The organism is Desulfobulbus sp., from assembly GCF_030824455.1.
In the GTDB taxonomy this organism is placed as follows: domain Bacteria; phylum Desulfobacterota; class Desulfobulbia; order Desulfobulbales; family Desulfobulbaceae; genus Desulfobulbus.
Genome location: NZ_JAVBXR010000122.1, coordinates 19393 through 40602, shown reverse-complemented (window position 1 = coordinate 40602; position 21210 = coordinate 19393). Strand labels below are relative to the sequence as shown.

The 21210-nt window shown below is 61.0% G+C and carries 21 protein-coding genes; 7 read left to right on the top strand and 14 right to left on the bottom strand.

The genetic code is table 11. The features are described 5' to 3' along the window. Positions 1-92: 92 nt before the first annotated feature. Positions 93-2384: an AsmA family protein gene (locus tag RCH93_RS16440; RefSeq protein ID WP_306549511.1), complete on the top strand. Its 2292-nt coding sequence runs from the start codon at positions 93-95 to the stop codon at positions 2382-2384. Between the two features lie 391 nt (positions 2385-2775). Here the strand turns inward: RCH93_RS16440 and RCH93_RS16435 are convergent, their stop codons facing one another. The 12 genes from RCH93_RS16435 to RCH93_RS16380 form a co-directional block, all read right to left on the bottom strand. Next, positions 2776-3534 carry an ABC transporter ATP-binding protein gene (locus tag RCH93_RS16435; protein ID WP_306549510.1) on the bottom strand — a complete coding sequence of 253 codons (759 nt, stop codon included), beginning with the start codon at positions 3532-3534 and terminating at the stop codon, positions 2776-2778. A gap of 13 nt (positions 3535-3547) precedes the next feature. Further along, a complete protein-coding gene (locus RCH93_RS16430; protein WP_306549509.1) occupies positions 3548-4453 on the bottom strand; it encodes an ABC transporter permease in 906 nt (301 codons plus the stop codon). Next, positions 4395-5348, bottom strand: a complete 954-nt coding sequence (locus RCH93_RS16425; protein WP_306549508.1) for an ABC transporter substrate-binding protein — start codon at positions 5346-5348, stop codon at positions 4395-4397. Before RCH93_RS16425 ends, RCH93_RS16430 begins: the two co-directional genes overlap by 59 nt. 157 nt (positions 5349-5505) lie before the next feature. Beyond that, positions 5506-6648: a hypothetical protein gene (locus RCH93_RS16420; RefSeq protein WP_306549507.1), complete on the bottom strand. Its 1143-nt coding sequence runs from the start codon at positions 6646-6648 to the stop codon at positions 5506-5508. Between the two features lie 63 nt (positions 6649-6711). Next, the gene (locus RCH93_RS16415; RefSeq protein WP_306549506.1) at positions 6712-7710 is read right to left on the bottom strand and encodes a hypothetical protein; all 999 of its coding nucleotides are present in this window, start codon (positions 7708-7710) and stop codon (positions 6712-6714) included. Positions 7711-7729: 19 nt separating this feature from the next. Next, on the bottom strand, positions 7730-8422 hold the full coding sequence (locus RCH93_RS16410) for a TIGR04282 family arsenosugar biosynthesis glycosyltransferase (protein ID WP_306549505.1): 693 nt from the start codon (positions 8420-8422) through the stop codon (positions 7730-7732). After that, positions 8419-9483, bottom strand: coding sequence for a TIGR04283 family arsenosugar biosynthesis glycosyltransferase (locus RCH93_RS16405; protein ID WP_306549504.1), 1065 nt, complete (start codon positions 9481-9483; stop codon positions 8419-8421). The genes RCH93_RS16410 and RCH93_RS16405 overlap by 4 nt, the downstream gene beginning before the upstream one ends. Positions 9484-9580: 97 nt before the next feature. Next, positions 9581-10255: a TVP38/TMEM64 family protein gene (locus RCH93_RS16400; RefSeq protein WP_306549503.1), complete on the bottom strand. Its 675-nt coding sequence runs from the start codon at positions 10253-10255 to the stop codon at positions 9581-9583. Then, positions 10252-11088, bottom strand: a complete 837-nt coding sequence (locus RCH93_RS16395; RefSeq protein WP_306549502.1) for a sterol desaturase family protein — start codon at positions 11086-11088, stop codon at positions 10252-10254. Before RCH93_RS16395 ends, RCH93_RS16400 begins: the two co-directional genes overlap by 4 nt. Continuing rightward, complete coding sequence (locus tag RCH93_RS16390) at positions 11085-12608, bottom strand: mercuric reductase (RefSeq protein WP_306549501.1); 1524 nt, start codon at positions 12606-12608, stop codon at positions 11085-11087. The genes RCH93_RS16395 and RCH93_RS16390 overlap by 4 nt, the downstream gene beginning before the upstream one ends. A 64-nt stretch (positions 12609-12672) precedes the next feature. Further along, complete coding sequence (locus RCH93_RS16385) at positions 12673-13065, bottom strand: hypothetical protein (RefSeq protein WP_306549500.1); 393 nt, start codon at positions 13063-13065, stop codon at positions 12673-12675. A gap of 208 nt (positions 13066-13273) precedes the next feature. After that, positions 13274-13825, bottom strand: a complete 552-nt coding sequence (locus RCH93_RS16380; protein ID WP_306549499.1) for an NADPH-dependent FMN reductase — start codon at positions 13823-13825, stop codon at positions 13274-13276. 489 nt (positions 13826-14314) lie between these two features. On the opposite strand from RCH93_RS16380, the gene RCH93_RS16375 reads away from it, so the two are divergent. The 6 genes from RCH93_RS16375 to RCH93_RS16350 all read left to right on the top strand — a co-directional run bounded on the left by RCH93_RS16375 (position 14315) and on the right by RCH93_RS16350 (position 18508). Then, positions 14315-14947 carry a class I SAM-dependent methyltransferase gene (locus tag RCH93_RS16375; protein ID WP_306549498.1) on the top strand — a complete coding sequence of 211 codons (633 nt, stop codon included), beginning with the start codon at positions 14315-14317 and terminating at the stop codon, positions 14945-14947. A 77-nt stretch (positions 14948-15024) separates the two neighbouring features. After that, on the top strand, positions 15025-15417 hold the full coding sequence (locus RCH93_RS16370) for a VanZ family protein (RefSeq protein ID WP_306549497.1): 393 nt from the start codon (positions 15025-15027) through the stop codon (positions 15415-15417). Positions 15418-15613: 196 nt separating this feature from the next. Then, positions 15614-15886 (top strand): metal-sensitive transcriptional regulator, encoded by a 273-nt coding sequence (locus tag RCH93_RS16365; protein ID WP_306549496.1) that lies wholly within the window; start codon positions 15614-15616, stop codon positions 15884-15886. A 59-nt stretch (positions 15887-15945) separates the two neighbouring features. Further along, positions 15946-17859 (top strand): cation-translocating P-type ATPase, encoded by a 1914-nt coding sequence (locus tag RCH93_RS16360; protein WP_306549495.1) that lies wholly within the window; start codon positions 15946-15948, stop codon positions 17857-17859. Between the two features lie 188 nt (positions 17860-18047). After that, a complete protein-coding gene (locus RCH93_RS16355; protein WP_306549494.1) occupies positions 18048-18239 on the top strand; it encodes a hypothetical protein in 192 nt (63 codons plus the stop codon). A 56-nt stretch (positions 18240-18295) separates the two neighbouring features. Continuing rightward, the gene (locus tag RCH93_RS16350) at positions 18296-18508 is read left to right on the top strand and encodes a hypothetical protein (protein ID WP_306549493.1); all 213 of its coding nucleotides are present in this window, start codon (positions 18296-18298) and stop codon (positions 18506-18508) included. A gap of 98 nt (positions 18509-18606) precedes the next feature. On the opposite strand, the gene RCH93_RS16345 is transcribed toward RCH93_RS16350, so the two are convergent. Both RCH93_RS16345 and RCH93_RS16340 read right to left on the bottom strand, forming a co-directional pair. Then, positions 18607-20562 (bottom strand): hypothetical protein, encoded by a 1956-nt coding sequence (locus RCH93_RS16345; protein ID WP_306549492.1) that lies wholly within the window; start codon positions 20560-20562, stop codon positions 18607-18609. Further along, the gene (locus RCH93_RS16340) at positions 20559-21131 is read right to left on the bottom strand and encodes a flavodoxin family protein (RefSeq protein ID WP_306549491.1); all 573 of its coding nucleotides are present in this window, start codon (positions 21129-21131) and stop codon (positions 20559-20561) included. The genes RCH93_RS16345 and RCH93_RS16340 overlap by 4 nt, the downstream gene beginning before the upstream one ends. Between the last annotated feature and the right edge of the window lie 79 nt (positions 21132-21210).

Here is a 21210-nt window from a genome sequence, read left to right as displayed (position 1 = left end):
GGCAGGGAAGGGCGCCCCGGCTGTTTTCGAGAAAGATTGGCAGGGCGCAACAAGGCGTCGTCCACTCACTCTTTGCCTCAAGGAGGAGAACCATGCGTGTTCGTTCATTCGTGAAAGTTGGCGTTGTCCTGGCGGCAGTTGCAGCCGTTGCGGCGGTGGGCTTGGTGATCGCCGTCAAATCCATGAATCTCGACCGGATCAAGGAAATGTTGACGACTCAGGTGCAGAGCGTCACCGGTCGGACTCTGACCATAGCCGGTCCGCTGGAATTGCGGCCAGGGCTTGTGCCCGGCGTGACCGCCAAGGGGGTGACCCTGTCCAATCCGCCTGGCTCAATGCGTCCGGAGATGGTCAAGATCGATTCCTTTGAGATGGAAGTGGCCTTGCAGCCGCTGCTCAAACGGCAGATTTTGATCACCCGCCTGATCCTCTCCTCGCCCGACATCCTGATCGAAACCGACGCCAAAGGGCCGGGAAATTTGGATTTCAGCGCGCCTGCCGCCGCTCCTAAGGTCGAGCCCAAGGCCGAACCCAAGGAGGGAGCCGCCTTCAGTCTTGACTTTGTCGAGGTCAAAATCAAAAACGGCAAGGTGGCCTGGCATGACCGCACCTCCAAGAAAACCGAAACCGCTGCCATCCAGGAACTCACCCTGCGGCGGGACAAGACTGATCCGGCCCTGTTGACGGTGCGTCTGGCCGCCAAGGCGCTGAACCATACGATTGAAATGAACGGAACCATGGGCGGGGTCGCCGCTGCGCTTGCCGGCAAACCCTGGCCCCTGAACCTCAACGCGGTGATCGACGGTTTGAAAGTGCACGTGGAGGGCAATGTCGCCGAGCTTGCCGCGTTCAAGGGGCTAAACTTCAAGGCGTCGACCCAGGGTCCGGAGCTGATGGACGCGATTCGCGCCGCAGGCCTGAGCAAGCCGGAAATGCCCCAGATTTTGGGACCCTATGCAATTACGGCCCGGTTGAGCGACGCAGGCAAGCAATTGCAGTTGGCGGATGTGGAGGTGCAGGCCGGCAAACGCGAGGTGCTGTTGCTGAGCGCCAAGGGCGGGGTCAAAGACCTCACCGGGGCGATGGCCGTGGATCTGGCCGTGAACCTGGAAAGCGACAATCCTGCAAGCCTGTCCCAAATGGCGGGCGCCGACATTCCGGTCAAGGGGCCGGTGCAACTCGCTGGCCAGTTGACCGGCGGCGGCAAGACCTGGAAGATGACAGCGCTCAAATCCGTTGTCGGCGCAAGTGACCTTGCCGGCGACGTAGCGGTGCAACTGAACGACCGGCCGCGTGTTTCGGGTAAACTTTCAGCCGCAGCGCTCAATCCGGCTGATTTCTCCGGACAGGCGCAGGCAACAACTCCGACGGCGCAACCAGGCGTGCAAACAGCCAAGGCCAAGCCTAAAGCCAAGGGTGGCGACGGCCGGCTGTTTTCGGATCAACCGCTGCCTTTTGCCCCCTTGCGCGCCTTGGATGCGGATTTGTCGCTGCAGGTGGGCAAGCTAGCGGTGGACGACCGACAGTTGTCCGACTTAGGCCTGACCCTGCAGCTCAACAACGGCCGGCTTACGGTCAAACCCTTTCGTTTTGGTCTGGCCGGCGGCGTGTTTGAAGGGGATCTCCAACTGGATGCGGCCGGCAAGACGCCGACCCTGGCTCTGCGTGTCAACGCCCGTCAGTTCGAGCTGGGCAAGCTCAATAGCGGCGGTCCGATCAGCGGCGGCAAGAGCGATTTGAAGGTGGATTTGAAAAGCAGCGGCGGCTCGGTGCGCGCCCTGATGGCCGGGGCGACCGGCGAGACGAGCCTCAGCGTTGGTGAGGGACGGCTGCAGAACAAGGCCATGGATTGGGCCGCCGGCGATCTGCTCTTCCAGGTGCTGGGCGCAATCAATCCCCTGGCCAAAAGCGAGGATTCCACCCAGATGACCTGCGCGGCGGTCCGTTTTGTCATCCGTGACGGCGTGGCCACCACGGACAAGGGTCTTGCCATGCGCACCGCCAAGGTGGATGTGGTGGGTTCGGGCACGGTCGATCTGCGATCCGAACAGCTGGATCTGGGCATCAAACCCCGACCCCGGGGCGGCGTCGGCCTGAGCCTGTCCTCGCCCCTGGCCGGACTGGTGCGGGTGAACGGCACCCTGGCCAAACCTTCCATGGGCATCGACGCCGGCGGCACGCTCAAAACTGCGGCTTCCGTGGGCGCCGGCGTTGCCACCGGCGGTCTGTCGACCCTGGGCGAGCTGCTGCTCGACAAGGTGTCGGGCGACGACGATCCCTGTCGCACCGCCCTTGGCCAAGCCCCGCAGGGTCAGGCCAAGCCCAAGACGGAGACGCAAAAGTCGCAATCAGGCAATCTGCTCCAGGGGATATTCGGGCGCTGAGGCTATTTCTCAACCAAAAGAAGCCTGCTGCACATGCACACAGCAACATCTCGTCGATGAGGGTGCGTCACATCAACTCGTAGCCTGGATGCAGCTTGCGGAATCCGGGTTTTGATGTGATCTGTTCCCGGATTCCGTTGCACTGCATCCAGGCTACGGTCCGCCGACCAGCTCTCGTTCGCTGGTGTCCAGGCGCCGCATGGGGAACGTTTCGTGGGGCCAGCCAAAACGCTGCGTCATGTCGACCAAGGGAGAAATCTTGCGCCTTCGCGAAATGTTCCTCTGCGAGATTTCTCCTCGCTGTGCTCGTCGAAAAGACGAAGCGGCGTGTTTCACTGTTGAAATGGAAATGGAATAACGGGGCGGGAACGCATCCCGCATCCCGTCCCAGTTACGGTTGCCGCAGCAGGGCGTGCAACCGGGCGCAAAGGTCCTGGAAATCGTGGCTGCTCCGATTGCGGGGGCGGGGCAGTGCAATGGGCACTGTTGCGCCAATTTGCTCGGAGTCGCGATCTAAAACCAGGGCCCGGTCGGCAATGGTCACCGCCTCCTGCACGTCGTGGGTGACAAAGAGGATGGTCTGGTTGCGCTTCTGCGCCAGCCTCAACAACAACTCCTGCATCTCCTCCCTGGTCTGGGCGTCTAGGGCGCCAAAGGGTTCGTCCATCAGCAGAATCTGGGGCGAGCGGATCAGCACCCTGGCCAGGGCCACCCGCTGTTTCATGCCGCCGGACAGGGTCCGGGGCAGGTAGTCGCCGTATCCTTCCAGTCCGACCAGATCAATCAACCGCTCCGTCTCCAGGCGCCGTTGCGTGCCGGAGCTTCCGCCAAGGCCGAACGCGATGTTTTCCCGCACCGTCAGCCAGGGAAAAAGCGCGTCTTCCTGAAACACCACGCACCTATCCGGCCCGGGTTTGACGATCCGCTTGCCGGCCAGCAGACACTGCCCCTGAGTTGGCGCAAGAAAACCAGCCACAATTTTGAGCAGGGTCGACTTGCCGCAACCGCTGCGGCCAATCAGGCAGACCAATTCCCCGGCCCGGATTGACAGGGAAATGCGGCGCAGCACCGGTTCGGCCCCGCCGTTGCGACTGTAGCTGTGACTGAGATTGACAATTTCAAGGAGCGCCGGCGAGTTGTTTACGGTCATGCAGTGCTGCTCCTCAGGATTGCCTGCGGGCGCTCTTGAAACAGAGGCGCATCAGGGCGACCAGCGCCAGATCGCACAGCCTGCCGATCAGGGCAATGAGCAGAACGCCGACCAGGATGACGTCGGTCTGGCCCAGCATCCGCGCATCCATGATCACCGCGCCCAGGCCGTCGGGCACGCCGGTCAGCTCGCCCAGCACCAGATAGGCCCAGGAAACGCCCATGCCCAGGCGCAGCCCGGCGATGATGTTGGGCATGGCCATGGGCAGGAGAACCGCAAAGACTCCGCGCAGCCGACCAACGCCCAGCATGGCCCCGGCCTGGCAGTAGATCGGGGCCACCAGCCGCGCCCCGGTCAGGGCGTTTTGATAGATGGGGAAAAAGGCGGCCATGGCCACAAGGAAGACCGTGGTTTTAACGCCGATGCCAAACCAGATCATGGCCAGGGGCAGCCAGCAGATGCCGGGAACCGCGCGCAGGCCGCCAATGGCGCCGGCCGTCAGGCGGTGGGCCAGGGCCATGCGGCCGGAGACCACGCCCAGGGGAACGCCGAGAGCGGCGGCAAGGGAAAAGCCCAGCAGCACTCGGGTCAGAGAGGCGGCCAGATCGGACCAAAATCTGCCGGCATAGGGCCCCTGTCCGGCGGCGGCAAAGATGTAGCGCAGGCCGGCTTCCCACACCGCAGCCGGCGGCGGCAGCAGGTAGGTAGGGACCATCCCGAACGCGCTTGTCGCCTGCCAGGCGGCCAGGGCTATTAACGGAATCAGCAGGCTGAGCGGGATGTCCTTGGCGTGCATGGCGGTTGGTCTCGGCGCGCGGCGGGTAAGCGGATGATAGGCAGAGGCGGGCAGCGGCAGGGGGTTACGGCGCGACGTTTGAGGCGGCCTGGCCGACGAATCGCAGGTCAAACAGCCGGTCATAATCCGGCTGCCGGTCGATCACCCCCAGGGCCTGCATCCGTTCCCCCAGCGCCCTGGTCCGGCGGACAAAGGCCGCATCCATGTTCCAGGCCAGCTCCATGTTGGTTGCCGCCTGCTCCAGCACGGCCAGCGGCGTGCCAAAGGTCTGCGCCTCGCGCAGCCAGCGGGTCTGATCGCGGTTGAGGGCCTCGGTGGCTCGGGCGTGGGCGTTGACCAGCTTCTGTACTGTCTCGGGGTTTTTCTCGATCATGTCGCGGGTCACCAGCAAGGCGGCGTTGATCGTGCCCACCGACTCGTCGAAGTAGGGCGAGGCCAGCGTTCGTCCATAGCCCTGCTCCACCGCCACGGAGGGGAAGGGCTCGCCGGAGAGAAAGGCGTCGATTGCCCCCCGCGCCAATGCGGTTCCCATGTCAAAGAAATCGACCCGCACCAGAGTGACGTCCGTCATCGGTGAAAGACCGTTGCGGGTCAAAAGTTCGCGCAGCAGAATTTCGTGCATGGTGCCGGGAACATAGCCGATTTTAAGCCCCTTGAGGTCCTCAACTTGGCGCACCGGCCCATCCGTGCGGACCACCAGGGCCGAACATTTGTTGCACAGCGCCGCCACCATCACCACCGGCTGCCCCATGACCGCCGACTGGATGGCGTGGGCCAAGGTGGTCCCGGTCATGTCCAGGCTGCCGGCCAGCAGCGCCGTCTTCTGGTCCGCTGGATTGGTAAAGGGAAACACCGTGACCGTGTCGCCCTTGGCCAGGAACTCCTGATAGAAAAAGGGCTGGATGGTCTGGGCGGTTTTCCAGGTCCCGACCCGGAACTGCTCGGCCTGGGCGAATGGGCAAAGAGTGAGGATTGTCAGCAGGGCAAGGACTGAGGCTGTGGATAACGTAGTTCGCATGGTTGGTTTCTGTTTTTATCAGCGATTGCAAGAGTGCTTTGGTTTTGCTTGCGTTGAATGTGGTTTTTTAGAAATAATCGGAAGGCAAAAAGCCAACTTGTTGACGATCCGGTTAGCCGAGAAGTCAGCGCGCATGTTTTCTTTTTCTTACTGTGTTTCAGTAGGAATACCTGGGTAATTCAGAATTATTAACCTCGCGAAAAGGGTTATTGTTTTGAAGCAAGCTATCCATGTCTAAGTCCTGTACCCATTTGTTTTCAATGTAGCACCATTCTGCGTTGAACCAACCATCTGAGTCGTTCGCAATAGATACGCCAATGCACTTTATTAGGCGTTGGTCATATTTATGAGCGTATGTAAAATTTTTTAGCCCGGTTTGTCGATAAGGCAGCATATCTTTCGTAATTGGTAAAAACACGAAACCGCAGCCTGTCCGAGGAACGGCGATTCGGTACGGGCGAGCGAATGTATCTGTCTTTGCCTTCACAATGCACAATTGAAACCGCTTCTTGAACTCTCGTAGTTCATTTCTTTTGAGCAACGCAAGCTCCCGAATGATCGGGTAATAATCTGTGGGTCCGTTGGCAGAGCTGATTCGATCTGGAAACTTGGAGATAACAGCAGACATGTCCCACTCTTCACTTCGATCTTTCAATTTCCTTAGGTAATCTAAATAATTAAGTGATGGGCGAGCTTCCAGCTCACGGCTTAAGAATTGACCGATAAGGGCTGGTTCGGGGATAGCGTAAAGCTCGGTGCCACAACGATCAATAAGTGACTCGCGGAAACTCAGATATTCCACAACTTCGGTTGGTGTAAGAAGAGTGCGAACTATGTCCAAATAATCGTGGGCAGGAATTATGTGTATAAAACCAGCGGTACGGCTACGATGATGCTTAACACGCCTTTGCTCAGTAGGAAGGGCATTGTGAGGAAGGTACACCACCAACTTGTAAATTTGATGAATCGCTGCGAAGGAAAGGTCGAATGTTTGGCCACATTGATTTCGAACCTCGATACTTTTATTGCGGTTGAGATAGTTCACGGTATCTCGAATCTGTCGGGTGGCCTTTTTAAGGACCTTTCGCTCAAACCATCGCTTTTCCGTATCTGCATTGGCTCCAACGACTATTCCCCGCTCTTTGAGTTGGAAGGCAATGAGCAAATCGCCCAGCCAAATCATGCTGTCGGCAAGCTCAACTTCCATACTGGGCATGGGGCGGAAGGTATTTTCTGAATATACGAATTCCCGAAAGAAGTGCCACTCGTTAAGTGCCGTAAGTTCAGTGGCAAACGTCATGGATTCGCTCGCAACAGTTAAATATTATGTGGCAGCGTCGGCGTTCGAACAACATTGCCTGCATCAAAAACAATTCGACGCCAAATCCGGGTTCCATTCCATTTCCCGGAGCATGGCGGCGCAGTCGAGCACCGAGCGGCCCCGGCCCTTGCCGGTGTCGGCCTGGCCGTCGCGCGGGCTGGAGCCGACCTCGGGGAAGAACAGATTGGCGCCGGCCACCAGGGAGAGGCTGTGCGGTTCGTGGGTGCAATGGGCGCGGACCGTGTCGCCCATGACCAGACGGCTGACCGCCACCATCTGGGCCATGCGCCGCTCGCTGATCATCCCCATCGACTCCTTGGGCGAGCCAGGGAAATTGATCCGGCGCATGATGCCGCTGTAGGTGGCCTTTTCCCGGCGGGCGAGCAGCATCAGATCCACGATTTCCTCCGGCGAATGCTCCGGTCCCACCGGTTCAACGCAATTCATCCATTGCAGGCCGACGTCGTGGAGCACCCGGATGGTTTGAATGCGGCGCTCCGGATTGAAGGGGGTGTCCGTGCCCTCGCCAAGCCGCACCGCGTGGTAAAAGCCGACAAATCCGGCGTCGAGCAGCTGTTCGCCCTCGACGTGGTTGATGTCCCGGGCGTTGGCGACCAAGGGCGTTCGCACCTCTTGCCGCAGGCGTCGGCCAATCTCCAGCAGGCGGGAAAAGGAAAAGGTTCCGGTGCTCATCAGATTAAGGGCGTCGGCGCCTTCGGCCTGGCCTTGCCGAGCCCAGGCCAGGATCTGTTCCAGGGGAAATTCGACCTTGTCGGTGAACAAACCGGCCTGTCGGGTCAGGGAGCAAAAGGCGCAGTCCATCGGGCAGGGCTCGACGTTGAGCCCGATGTGCATGTGCTTTTCGCCTTTCCGGCCGAACTGGGCGCGGGAGAGGTGGTTGGCGCTCTCCATCAGCGCGTAGGTCTCCCGACTTTCCAGATCCAGGCGCATCAGGGCGAGCGCCTCCTCGCGGCTCAACACCGCCGCGTCCCTGCCTTTTTTCAGTATTTCTTCAACGCTTGCGGAAATTTTCCAGCTCATGCCGCTCCTTGTTGTGGGTTCAGATGCAAAGATTGTCTTTGAGATGCGCGATCATTTGGTTGGTTGCCCGGGCCTCTCGGGCAGGGCATCGGGCATACCTGCGGACGTCGTCCAAGGTGTCGAGGTCGCGCAGGGTTTCGAGCAGACAAACCGTCAGCCCGAGTTGTTTGATGATCGCCAGGGTCGCCGGCGCCACCTGGTCGGTGCTCCAGGGGATATTGTGAAATAATTCGGGGCAGTAACTTGTCTGATGCACACCGATCAGACCATACCCGCCGTCAACGGTCGGCGCAAGGACCACGTCATGGCTGCGCAGGGCGTGGGCGGCGGCGGTGAAGACAGCGGCGCCCAGGTCGGGAACGTCGCTGCCCGCCACAATCACCTGGTTGATGTTGCGGGCAAAGCAGTGGGTGAAAGCCGTTGCCATCCGCTCGCCAATGTCGTTTCCCTGCTGGGCAACCACCTGGCGTGCAGCTGCCCCCCAGGACGTGGGCAAGACGGCCTGGGCTTCGGCGTCGTTGCCGTCGTGGAAGAGATGGAGCGCTAGGCCGGAATGCTGGACCGCGCGGACAACATCGTCCGCCATGGCCCGGTAGAGCAGGCAGGCGTTTTCGTTGCCCATGCCGGCGGCTAGGCGGGTTTTCACCCGACCAGGAATCGGCGCCCGCACAAACAGGGCGACGGCGGTGGTGGCGGCCTGGGGTTGGTTCATGTCGTGATTCGCGCGCCCTTGTTTGCTGCAGCCAAGGTTTCGCTCAACCAGAAAAACGGGGCCAGCGCCCCCATGAACCAGGCAAAACAGAGCAGACCGGCAAGACCGTTTAAGAGGCGCCACCTTAGGCAGGGGGCGATGAAACGATCATAGGCGGCGAGCAGGGGCGAGCGGTTGACTCCAAGCAGCGGTTGCATGCAGACGTCGAGGAAGAAGAAGACCTGCCAACAGTTGTCCAGCAGATACCGGCCCAGCCGCAAGAAGGCGCGGACCGAGCCGGCGAATCCCCAATCCTCGCGAATCATGCGCCAGACGAGCGCGAAAAAGGGCGACAGCAGCAACCGGCCGGTTTCCCGCTGCACCCGGTACACGCCCGGGGCGCGCAGAAAAAACGAGGTTTCGCCCAGGCTGTAGAACCCCATCATCATCGCCATCAGCAGGTAACGGCGGTGGAATCCCTCGCTTTCAAAACGACGGGCCGAGGTGGTCAAACAGCCGGGGAGGGTAATCCATTGGCCCTGGGCTCGGATTTTTGCGGCGATGCGCTGATCTTCAAGAAAGGGCAGGCTGGGGTCAAACCCGCCAAGACGTGCGAAAAAATGACGAGAAAGCAGCATCCCCTGGTCGCCGTTGGTGGTGTTGACCCGGTTAAGCGCGGTCTTGCCTTCGAGGTAGCGATAGGCTAGCCGGTTGCGCTGGGTGGTGCGGAGAAAGCGCAGGCGTAAATGACCGGCAATGCTGGGCTGTGCGCGCTCCGCCTGCTGCAAGGCGTTGAGGGCCTTGGCGAGCAGGCCGGGATCGCTCAGGCGGCAATCGGCGTGGAGGAATAAAAAATACTCGCCGCCGGCCTGTTGCGCGGCGGTGTTCATCTGCGCTCCCCGGCCGCGCTCGGCGTTGACCACCTTGGCCCCCAGCGAGGCCGCAAGCGAGCAGGTGGAGTCCGTGGAGCCGCCGTCACCGACCACGATCTCCAGGGAAACGCCCGCCTGTTGGTTGAGATCGGCCAGCAGCAGCGGCAGGGTTTCGGCCTCGTTAAGTGTGGGGATGACAACGGTGAGCAAGGGACGAGCGCCGCCGGCCGCGGGTGAAGGTTCCCGCTCCGCAGGTTCTTTTGCCGCGCAGGCTGTTTTCGCGCACTCTTGGTCGGAACGCATGCTGCTATCGCTTGGTTTTGAATTTGCCGTACAGCACCGGTGCGAGCGCAAACAGTCCGAGCAGCGCAAACGAACCGAGCACCCGAGGCGAGGCGATCCCGGCCAGGGAATCGATGGTGGCGAGGCTGGCGCCGGCGTTGACGTAGACAAATCCGCCGGGAATGATGCCGAGCATGGTGGCCAGGAAAAAGGTGCGCAGCGGCAACCGGGTCAGACCGGCGGCGAGATTGACCAGAAAGAAGGGGAAGGCCGGAACTAGCCGTAAAAAAAGCAGGTAATGGAAGCCGCCGCTTTCAATCTCCCGGTTGATGACTGTCAGTTTGTCGCCAAATCGTCCCTGCACCGCCTCGCGCAGCAGATAACGGGTGGCCAGAAAGGCCAGGGTGGCGCCAACGGTGGCCGCGATGTTGGCGTACACAGTCCCCAAAACTGTGCCGAACAGGGCTCCGGCGGCCAGCGAAAGCATCGCGGCCCCTGGGAGGGACAGGGCCGTTTGCGCGATGTAGAGCAGCATGAAGCCGAGGGCAGTGAGCGCTTTGTGCGCGGCCTGGAACTCCATCAGGGTGTGGTGATGGGCCTTGAGCGCGGCCAGGGTCAGGAATTGTCCCAGATCCAGCCAGAAAAACAGGCAGATTGCCGCTGCCGCGAGACCCAACAGGATGATTTTTGGCGCCTTCATGCGGCCTTCTTGGCCTGGGGGCGGGAAAACGGGAGTTTCAAAAGCGAGCCCAGGCCCAGTTCATCCGGTTTTTGCCATTGTTTCAGGCCAATGGTCATCAGATCGTGACCGTCGCGCGGCTGGGCCCGGTAGGTGCCCAACAGCCGATCCCAACAGGAGAGGTTGAAGCCGAAATTGCTGTCGGTTTCCCGCACGATCACCGAATGATGGACCCGGTGCATATCCGGGGTCACCAGCACCAGCCGCAGCCATTGGTCGAGGGCCGTGGGGATGCGCAGATTGGCGTGGCTGAACAGGGAGGTGGCGTTGAGCAGGATCTCAAACAACAGCACAGAGAGCGGCGAGCACCCGAGAACGACCACGGCGCCGAGCTTGATCGCCAGAGAAAGCAGAATTTCCAGCGGGTGGAACCGGATGCCGCTGGACACGTCGAGGTCCAGGTCGGTGTGGTGCACCCGGTGCAACCGCCAGCAGATCGGCAGGCGATGAAAAAGGCGGTGCTGAGTGTAGATAAGGAGATCCAGGAGAAGCAGGCTTGCCGCTAGTTCCAGCCCGCCGCCGATCTGGAGCCGGTTGAACAGACCCCAGCCCTGGGACTGGGCCAAGGCGGCGACGGCTGCCGGAGCCACCGGAACGATGAGCGTTGCCAGACGGAGCAGCACGGTGTTGAGGACCGTGAGCGACAAGTTGCTGAACCAACGCCGCGATTTGGCCACAGTCAGCGGCCGGCGCGGCCAGATCGCCTCAGCGGCTGCAAAGCCGGCGAACAGCACCAGGAAGGCCGCCAGGCGCAGGGCGTTGGGATGATTCCACAGCGCTGTGAACATCGTCATGAGCGCCGCCAGCGGAGCCAGGCTGCCAGGAATTTTTTAATCGGCCCGGTCAGGCGGGTGCGGTTGTAGGCGTCGGCCAGACGTTTGACGACCTCAGCCTGGGTGGGGTAGGGGTGGATGGCGCGGCCGATGGACGAAAGGCCAAGGTTGTTGGTCATGGCCAGGGAAAAGACGTTGATCATCTCGCCGGCGTGGCGGGCGACAATCGTGGCCCCAAGAATGGCGCCCGTTCCCTTGTGCAGGACCACGCGGGCAAATCCCTGGGTTTCGCCGTCAAGCACGGCCCGGTCAACGTCGGCCAGCGGCACGGTCAGGGTGGTTGCGGCAATGCCCTGGTCGCGGGCCTCCTGTTCGTTCAAACCCACGCGGGCGATTTCCGGGTCGGTGTAGGTACACCAGGGAATGGTCAGTTTTGATGCTTTTTGCCGCCCCATGAACAGGGCGTTGGCAATCAGGATGCGCGCCTGGGCGTCTGCGGCGTGGGTAAATTTGTAGGGGGAGCAGATGTCGCCTGCGGCGTAGACGTGCCGATTGGTTGTTTGCAGGGCGTCGTTGACGCGCACCCCCTGCTGGTCAAAGTCAACCCCGGCCTGCTCCAGACCAAGCCCTGCGATGTTGGCGACCCGTCCCACCCCGACCAGGATCGCGTCCACGGTGACGTCCATAACGGCGCCGTCCCGTTCCAGGTGCAGGATCTTCTCCTGCCTGCTGGTTGCAACTTGGAGGATTTTGGTGTCCAGATGGAGATCCACCCCGTCGCGAACCAGGGCCGCCTGGAGGATTGCGGCGACATCGGCGTCCTCGCGGCGGAGCAGCTGGCGGCCGCGCTGGATCAGGGTGACGCGGCTGCCGAAGCGGGCAAAAGCCTGGGCCAGCTCGCAGCCAATGGGACCGCCGCCAATGATGGCCAGACGCCGGGGCAGTTCGGTGAGCGAGAAGACGGTTTCGTTGGTGAGATACCCGGCCTCGGCCAAGCCTGGAATAGGCGGCGCCATGGCCCTGGCGCCGGTGCAAACGGCGGCTCGGGCAAACCGCAGCTGCTTGCCGTCGACCTCGATGCAATCCTGGCCGACAAACCGCGCCTGGCCGAGAAACACGTCCACCCCGAGTTCGTCGCGGAAACGGCGGGCCGAGTCGTGACGGCTGAGGGTCGCGCGCAAACGCCGCATCCGTTCCATGGCAACGCCAAAATCAAAGGTGAGCTGGTCTCCGCCTTGCACGCCAAACTCCAGGCTGTTGCGGGCGTCAAAGAGGGCCCGCGAGGCGCGGATAAGCGCCTTTGAGGGCACGCAACCCACGTTCAGGCAATCGCCTCCGAGCAAATTCCGCTCAATCAGCGCCACCTTGGCGCCCAGGCCGGCGGCGCCGGCGGCGGAGACCAAACCGGCCGCGCCGGCGCCGATCACCACCAGGTTGTAGCGCCCGCGGGGTTCCGGGTTGACCCAATCGGTCGGACGAACATTGGCGATCAGGGCGTCGTTGTGGCAATCAGCGGGGGAAACAGCGGTCGTGGAGGGCATGACTGTCGCTCCAGGGAGTGGAATCGAAAAGAGGGGCAGGGGCGCGATGGGTTGCCGCCTCGTTTCAGTGTTCGGTCATCTGCGCCTTGTAGAGCATTTCATCTGGATAGATTTCCATGGAATCGCCGAGTTGCAGCGGGAATTCCTTGGGCAGGCTGGTCAAGATCACTCCGAACACCGTGTCGCCCTCGATGGCCTCGACTTCCAGATCCAGATAGCCGCCGTCGGCGCGCGCCGTTGCCCCGGAGCCGATGCTGAAAAAGGCTCGGATGGTGACAACGTCGCCGATGTTCAGTTCACTCAGCTGGACGCCGGGGTAATTGGGAAATTTGCTGGGGTAGTAATCCGGCAGTTTTGCGTTCTCCCGGCTGAACACATGGTAGCCGTTTTCAAGAATATCTTTAAAAAACGGAAAGTTGTTTGTTGGTTGGATTAATTTGATGGTATGTGTTTTCATGACGTGCGCGCCGCAGTTCCCTGTTGATCATAACTGTTGAATATAATGCTATTTTTTTAATACACCTTTTCGCCCCAAAAAAGAAGCGAATTTTCGTGCGCGCTCTATAGCCCAGCCCTTGTGGAGCCGTCGTCCAAACGATACGTGGGCCCCGCCTGCCCCGGAAATCGGCAGGCAGGGCGGAACAATCAGCTCGGAACAGAGGCGATCAACCCTGATGTTGTTTCACCCAGGCGGTGTACCGGTCCATCCAGCCCTGGAGAAAGGCCTTGCTCTCTGGGCCGATGCCGCCGTCCGCGTCGAAAAATCCGTCCTTGGCTTGGAGAAAGGCTTCTGGGGCGCCCAGGGTCGGCGCGTCAAGGTAGGCCAGCACGTTGCGCAGATGCTGTTGCGCCAAGGCCGTGCCGATGGCTCCGACCGAAATGCCGATCACCCCGGCTGGTTTGCCGGCCCAAACACTCTGGCCGTAGGGCCGGGAGCCATGGTCAATGGCGTTTTTCAGCACCCCGGGAATGGAGCGGTTGTACTCGGGGGTGACGAACAGCAGGCCGTTTGCCGCCGCGATTTCACTCTTCATCCGCTTGACCGACGGTGCCTGGTCGCCGTCGTCGTCTTGGTTGTAGAGCGGCAGATCGCCGATCTCCAACTGTTTGAAAGTGAATTCCGGCGGGGCCAGTTTGACCAGGGCGGTTGCCAGGGTGCGGTTGAAGGAATCCTTGCGCAGACTGCCGACAATCACGGCTATGGTGTAGGTGCTCATAAATTCTCCTGTTCATGGAATAATGGGTACGAAACGATTAGTCACGCGCAGAGGGCATCGACCAACGAACACCGCAGGCCGGCCCAAGGCGTGCTTTGTTTTGAGCGTATTGCTACACTTTGACCGTATCAGGCCAATGTCAATACACATTCTCATTTGAATGGGGGCGGAATCGGGGAGCGGTTGGCGCCACGCGTGTTGCTCGCCTGTTGGCCGGTCCTGGCGGCAAGGCTACGGCCGCTTCGGTCCGAACGACTTTATGCGCTGTTTTACCGATAAAATAGAAGCAGTTGCCCGCACGGCAAGCCTTGCCTAATCCTCCTGCTCGTGGTAGAAAGGGGCGTTTTACGGGCAATCGGCGATATTATCCGCTGGCGCCCCGCTGTCCCGGCGCAGATGGAACAGAAACGCCCGGTTTCTCCAGAGTGTTTTGTAGAGCGTCGCTTGCGATTGGTTTCAAGTTTTTGGCCGTCACCAGAGGAGCTGTCCATGAGCAGGGAAAAACGGGATTTTGATCAGGAGGCGGCCTCCTGGGATGAGCGGCCGCAGCGGGTCAAGCTGGCAAAAGACGTGGCCGACGCCATCGTGCGTCTGGGCGGCGTCCATCCGACCATGGACGTGCTGGATTTTGGCTGCGGCACCGGTTTGCTGACCCTGCAGTTGCAGCCGCAGGTTCGGTCCATCACCGGCGTCGACAGTTCACGGGGCATGCTTGAGATTTTAAACGGCAAGATCTCCGGCCGGAAATTGGCCAACGCCCGCACCGTCCTGTGCGACCTGGAAAACGGCGGTGCCCTGCCGGGCAAATACGATCTGGTCGTCAGCAGCATGACCCTCCATCATATCCCCGTGGTTGCGCCTCTGCTGGCCCATTTTTATGGGGTTTTGGCGCCGGGCGGCCGCCTGTGCATAGCGGACCTTGATGACGAGGGCGGTCGGTTTCACGGGGACAACACCGGCGTGTTTCATTTTGGCTTTGAGCGCGATGTTCTGCGCCGCTGTTTTGCCGAGGCCGGATTTGTCGACATCGTCGACGACACTGCGGCCGAGATCGTCAAGAACGACGACAACGGCCCGCCGGCCCGGTTCAGCGTATTTCTGATGACCGGCAAAAAAGCGTAACTCCGTCCACAATTCCGTCTTCCTCGCTTTTGTCACTCGGTTAAGGCCGACCACGCATTCCGCCGCAAGCATCCGCCATGCATAAGATTGCCGCCTTGGCCGCCGTCAGTTTTTTTCTGTTCCTCCTGTGGATCATCTTTCTGGCCGACACCGGGACGCCAAGCGTTTTTTTCGATCTGGCGCGCTCCCTGCCCTATGGCGACAAGCTGGGACATTTCGGTTTGTTTGGCCTGTTCACCGTGTTGTGCAACGCCGCGTGCCGGCATGCAGCGTTCACGCTTGGCGGTTTGCCGCTCTATCGGGGCAGCGTGTTGGTTGCCGCGTTTGCCTTGGGCGAAGAATTGACCCAGATTTTCTTTCCGCAACGCACCCTTGACGCCGGCGATTTGCTGGCCGATCTTGCGGGCATCCTCCTTGGCGCGGTTGTATCTCATTGCCTCTCCAGGCGTTTCTCCTTCCGGAAATCGTAGTTCATCCGAGTGTGCCGACGGGTTGAATCCTGCCCGTACGTTTTCGTCGTTCTGAACCCCCTGATTATTTTCGCCTCCCCTTAACTATGTGGTTGCGTTGACTGCCCACACGGAGTATACAGGCGCCGGTTGCAATAGGGTATACCCCTATATTCCATAAACCGCCTGCGGCGTGCCTCGGGCAAAGGAGAACAGGATGAGTTTGTGCGGAACGGATCAGGACAAGGAACGGGTGGTCAAGCGGTTGCGGCGGATCGAAGGACAGGTGCGCGGCCTCTGCGCCATGGTCGAGCAGGACAAGGACTGCATTGAGGTGCTGCGCCAGATCAATTCGGTCAGCGGCGCCCTGCGCGGCGTCTGGACCCAGGTCATCGGCGACCACCTGCGCGGCTGCATTGCCAAGTCGCTGGTTGAGCACGACGAAAAATTGATCGACGAGTTGATGGAACATCTGGGGAACATTCGTTAGTTGCCCGAAAGGGGCAGCAAGGAAGATTGTGGTGTTGATATTAATCAAGGGAAAATAGTATGATAGGTCGTTTTGCCAAACTTGGCGCGTATGAAGAATTGCTGCAGAATAGAGATTTTATCAAGGTTGGTTGCGGCGCCTTGCTGGCGCTGGCCGGATTTTTGCTTGGCCGACATGTCCCGGACGCGGTTGGTTCTTCGGCGCTGTTGTGGCTCAGCCAGGGGTTGATCCTCGCCTCGGTGGCGATCAACGGTTTGCCGGTCATTCTCGGGGCGATAAAAGGCCTGCTGGCAAGGCGGGTCAACGTCGACGAGCTGCTGGCCCTGGCGATCATCGCCTGTCTGCTCAACGGCGAATTGCTTACCGCCGCGGTGGTCAGCTGCATCATGGTGCTCGGCGCCCTGATCGAGGAGGCCACCGCCGAATCGGCGCGCAAATCGATCCAGGCCCTGATTCAGGTGTCGCCCAAACAGGCGGTGATTGTGACCGACGGCCGGGAGCGGTTGGTGGCGGTCGAGGAGGTGCGGGTCGGGGATATTCTCCTGATCAAGCCGGGCGAGCAAACGCCGGTTGACGGTTTGGTGATTGAGGGGGGTTCAGCGCTGGACGAGTCGGCCATCACCGGCGAGGCCATGCCGGTGGAGAAGCAGGTCGGCGACGCCGTGTATGCCGGAACGCTCAACCATAACGGCGTGCTCCGCGTCCGCGCCGAAAAAGTGGGCGCCGACACCACTCTGGGGCAGGTGATTCGGTTGGTGTCCGAGGCCGAGGCGCACAAACCGAAAACCATCGCCTTTATCGACCGCTTTGCCCAGTACTTCACGCCCTTAATCCTGGGCTGCGCGCTTGCGGCCTGGTTGCTGTCCGGCGAGTTTGGCCGCGCCGTGGCGGTATTGATTGTCGGCTGCCCCTGCGCCCTGATCCTGGCCGTGCCCACCGCCACGGTGGCCGCTATTGGTCGGGCGGCGCGCGCCGGCGTCCTGGTCAAAGGTGGGCAGCACCTTGAGAGCGTTGCCCTGGCCGACGCCATTTTGTTCGACAAGACCGGCACCCTTACCGAGGGCAACCCGAGGGTGGACGCGATCATCCCGGCGGCGGGCGTCACCCGCGACGAGTTGCTGCGGCAGGCGGCCTGCGTCGAGTGCGACGCCACCCATCCCCTGGCCCGGGCTGTTATCCAGGCGGCTCATTACGCCAAAATCACCGTTAACGCGGCCCGCGATCTGTTCACCGAAATCGGGATAGGGGTGCGCGGCAGCGTCGACGGCCGGCTGGTCGAGGTGGGCAGCGTCTATCTCTACGGCGGCGTCGCCGCTGTGCCGGGCGCGCTGCAGCCGCAATTGAACGCTGTCAAGGAGCGCGGCGCCACCCCGCTGATGGTGTACCGCGACAGCCAACCGCTCGGGTTTCTCAGTGTTTCCGACCGGGTGCGGTCCGGGGCCGAGCAGATCGTGACCCGGTTGAAGCAACTGGGCCTGCGCGAGATCGGCATTCTCTCCGGCGACCATGCGCGTTCGGTGGATCTAGTCGGCGCCCAAGTCGGCGTCACCCGTCTTTGGTCCGGGTTGAAACCAGAGGGTAAACTCCAGGTTATTCAGGAGCTGCAGACCAAGCGCGCCAGGGTGATCTTTGTCGGCGACGGCATCAACGACGCGCCGGCCCTGGCTGCAGCCGACGTCGGCATCGCCATGGGGGCCAAGGGAACGGCAGTGGCCCTGGAAACCGCCGACATCGCCCTGATGGGCGACGACATCGGCAAACTGCCCTTTCTTATTGCCCTGGGCCGGCGGATGCTGTTGATCATCAAACTCAACATCGCCTTTGGCCTGCTGTTCAACCTCGTGGCGGTGGTCGCCGGGGCCAGCGGGTTGATGACCCCGATCATGGGCGCGGTGGTGCATAACGTTGGCTCGGTGCTGGTGGTGCTTTCTTCGGCCAGTCTCGTTTTTTTCAAGGAGAAGAGCTTGTCTTAAAAGATGGTCCTGACGCGTTCGGACAGCCTGAGCAGCGGCATGATCAACCCGTTGCAATGACAAGGGATGCGGGAAGCGTTCTGTATCTTGCCGATTGTACAAGCTAATAGGGATACGACCTTGACTTTTTGTTTCTATGGCCCTAATATTTGAAATAGGATTATTTATTATCTTTTCTCGGAGGTTTTATGCAGATCGCATCCAGCGTCGCCGCAACCGCCAATCTTTCCGTGTTGAAATCGGCTAACGAACAACCGCATCTGGCCGGCGAGTTGATCAGCAAAACCATTGAGGGGTTGATGCAGACGCAGACCGTGCAAACTCCGGTTCAGCCCGTCGCGCCAAGCGGAACAGGAACGATCATCAACACGACGGCGTGACCAGAGTGCAGAAAAGATGAGCAAACCGTTCGACCATGAGAACAGGGAGGTTTAACATGAGCGTAGGCAGTGTAGGAAGTTCAACCGGATTTCAGGCATATCAGGCGCCCCCGCAGAAAAGCGGCGGTCAAGTTGTCCAGCAGCAGGCCCCGCCTCCGCCGCCCGAGAAGGCGCCTGAGGAAAGCAAGGAAAGCTCGGCTGTGCAGAGCAAAGAGGCGAGCTCCGCCGCAGAGACCATGGAGTCACAATCGATTAACACCTACGCCTGATCGGCAAAATTGCCGGCGTGTTGAGCGCCGACCATTATTTGACGCGTTGAAGCGTGGCGCAAGCCGTCCGCTGCACCCAAGTGCAGAGGACGGCTTTTTTATTGGTTTTTTTCCAGGCCGCCGCCGGGGAGAAAAGGATTGTAGTTGTTTTTGATCATGATCATCCAGGCGGTGGCGCAGGTGCTGGGGAGGGGATTGGCGTACCAACCAAAGGGGATGAAATAGCGTTTGCTGGCGTAGAGATAGGGCTTGGTGGAAAGCGGCAACAGTTTGTTGTAATTGTTTGGTTTGCCGTTGAAATCAGCGCTTGCGTAGGTGTCGGCGCGCAGGGTTTCCATGGCCGCCAGCATCGATTGCTCGTCTTGACGGAGTGACTCCACAAATTGGCGCGCCTGGGCGTAATTCGGCGAAGCGTCGGCAATGGCCTGATAATGGGCGATCAGGCTACGCACCATGGTGACCGCGCCGGCGGTCCATTCAACCGAAAGCACACCCTGGCGGAAGTTGCCGTCCGGGTCAATGCCGTTGCCGTCCTGGTCGGAAAAGCCCACTCCCCACAGCGTTGTTCCTTTGCCGTAGCCGCCCCAGCGTTTTACCTGGCTCCAGTTGCGATAGCCGGCGCCAAAGCCGAACCAGGCGTCGATCTGCTCGCCACCCAGCGCGGCAATGCCCCAGGTGTTGACGTCCACCGCCTTAGTTTCCAAGCTGGGCTGCCAGCGGCTTGCGGCGCCAGGGGCGTCGGCGCGGCCGCCTTGAACAAACTCGCCGTCCCGCCAGGCGGCATTTTTGAAAAAGGCGAGCAGGCCGTCGGAGGCGCGCGGTTTGTCGGGTGTGCCGATATTGCCGCCGTGGATCATGGCCCCGCTCAACTGGAGCGCCGCCTCGATGCTGGCACGGTCTGTTGGGGAGAGCCCTTTTTCCTGGCGCAGGGTGGTCTGCAACACGCTCTGCAGCACCTGCAACCCCGCATAGAGGCTGATGTTGTTTTCAACCGCGACAAAGTACGGGTCCACCAACTGGTCGCCCTGATTGGCCACCGTGCCGGCCGGAGCGTAGTAGACCGCGCCCAGCGACGACTGCATGGCGGCAAAAGTCGGCAGCATTGCCAGGGCGTTGCCCAGGGCTGGGTCGTGGAAGGGGACGAAGGTTGATTTTTTTTCGATCTGGTAATGGAGTGCGGCCGCCTGCAGGGGGCCGAGCAGCAAGGCCCAGCTGTTTTCGCCGGTGATTGGCTTCCAATCGGTCCAACTGACCTTGCCGGGCTGGTATTCTTTGTTGTCGGCGGGCGGGTTGGCAAGGGTGAGGTGGCGGCTATAGGGCGTGCCGGCAAAGGGATCTTTAGAGAGCCAACTGCGCGGCGTCATGCGAAAGCTGTAGGCACGGCGGGGATCGTCGACCCGCTGGCCATTGTAGACAAACACCGACCCAGCGGTGACCGCCTTGATTTCGTTCGGCGTCGGGTGGCTGCTGTCGCCGCTGTGACCTTCGCGTAGTAGCATGTTTTGATTGCTCGCCAATGCGTAGACGTCTTCGCCGGTGGGCGCCGACAGGCCATTGATTGCCCGGCCGAGCATGACCGCAATCTGCCAGGCTGCGGCGTCGTAGATGTTGGCGCCGTTATGGGTGTTGACCCGCTCGGTTTGGAGATCGCCGGCAACGGACGGCGCAGGGGTCAGGGTGTAGGTGTGCGGGTTGTAGACGTCGACCACCGCGCAATCGGCTGCCGCGCAGACATGCTCGCCCCAGTAGGCGGCGCTGTCGTAAAAACTGAGCGGCAAGCGGCGACCCTGGAGCTTGCCGGCGGTGGCTGTGTACAGGATGCCGCCGGCGGCGCGGTCGCTGGTGAGAAAACGGTAGCTGGCCTCCAGATCGGTCGAACCGGCCAGGGCGGCGGGTTGGGGGCCAGCCAGCAGCGTCGGGAGCAGGGCCAGCAGCAGGCAAGGACGTCGCCTGGCGCGAGGACGTTCCTGGCTGAGAGCCGGACGTCGCATTGGCGGCATGGAGCCTTTCAGGGCAGCTAAGGTCGATTGCGGCGTGGACGCTGGTGCGGTCATGCTTTACGGCCGATCTCCAGACCCATTTGCACCGCCTTTTCCATGATTTCGGTTCGTTCGGCCACCGCGCCTTTGACGTCCACCCCCTGAGCCAGCAGTTCGCCGCTGTAGGTGAATTCCATGGCGTCAAAGGCGTAACGCACGGTAAGGCGCGCCCCGTCGAAGATTTTGCCGCCGTCGGTGGCGGCAACGCTGACCATGTAGCCGCGTCGGTAGTCGCGTTCCGGTTTGATCTCGCCCAGCAGATACTTGCGGCACCACAGGGCCTGGCAGCGGTCAATAAAGGCCTTGGTCTGGGCCGTGACCCCGTAAAAATAGATCGGCGAGCCGATCACAATCCGGTTGGCCGCCTCGATTTTCTGGTACAAGAGCGTCATGTCGTCCTTGAAAATGCACACCCCTTCGGTTTCACAGTGGCCGCAGCCGGTACAGGGATGAATGGACAGGTGCGCCAGATTGACGTGCTCGGCCCGCTGGCCCGCCCGGTGGACGCCTTCCTCGATTTTTTCCAGCAACAGATCGGTGTTGCCGCGTTTGCGCGGGCTGCCGTTCAAGATGAGAATGTTCATGGTCGTGTCATCCTGTGGTTGGTTTGGGGGAGGCGCGGATGGTCTTTCACCTGGATCAGTGCGGCACGCGCCTTTGGCG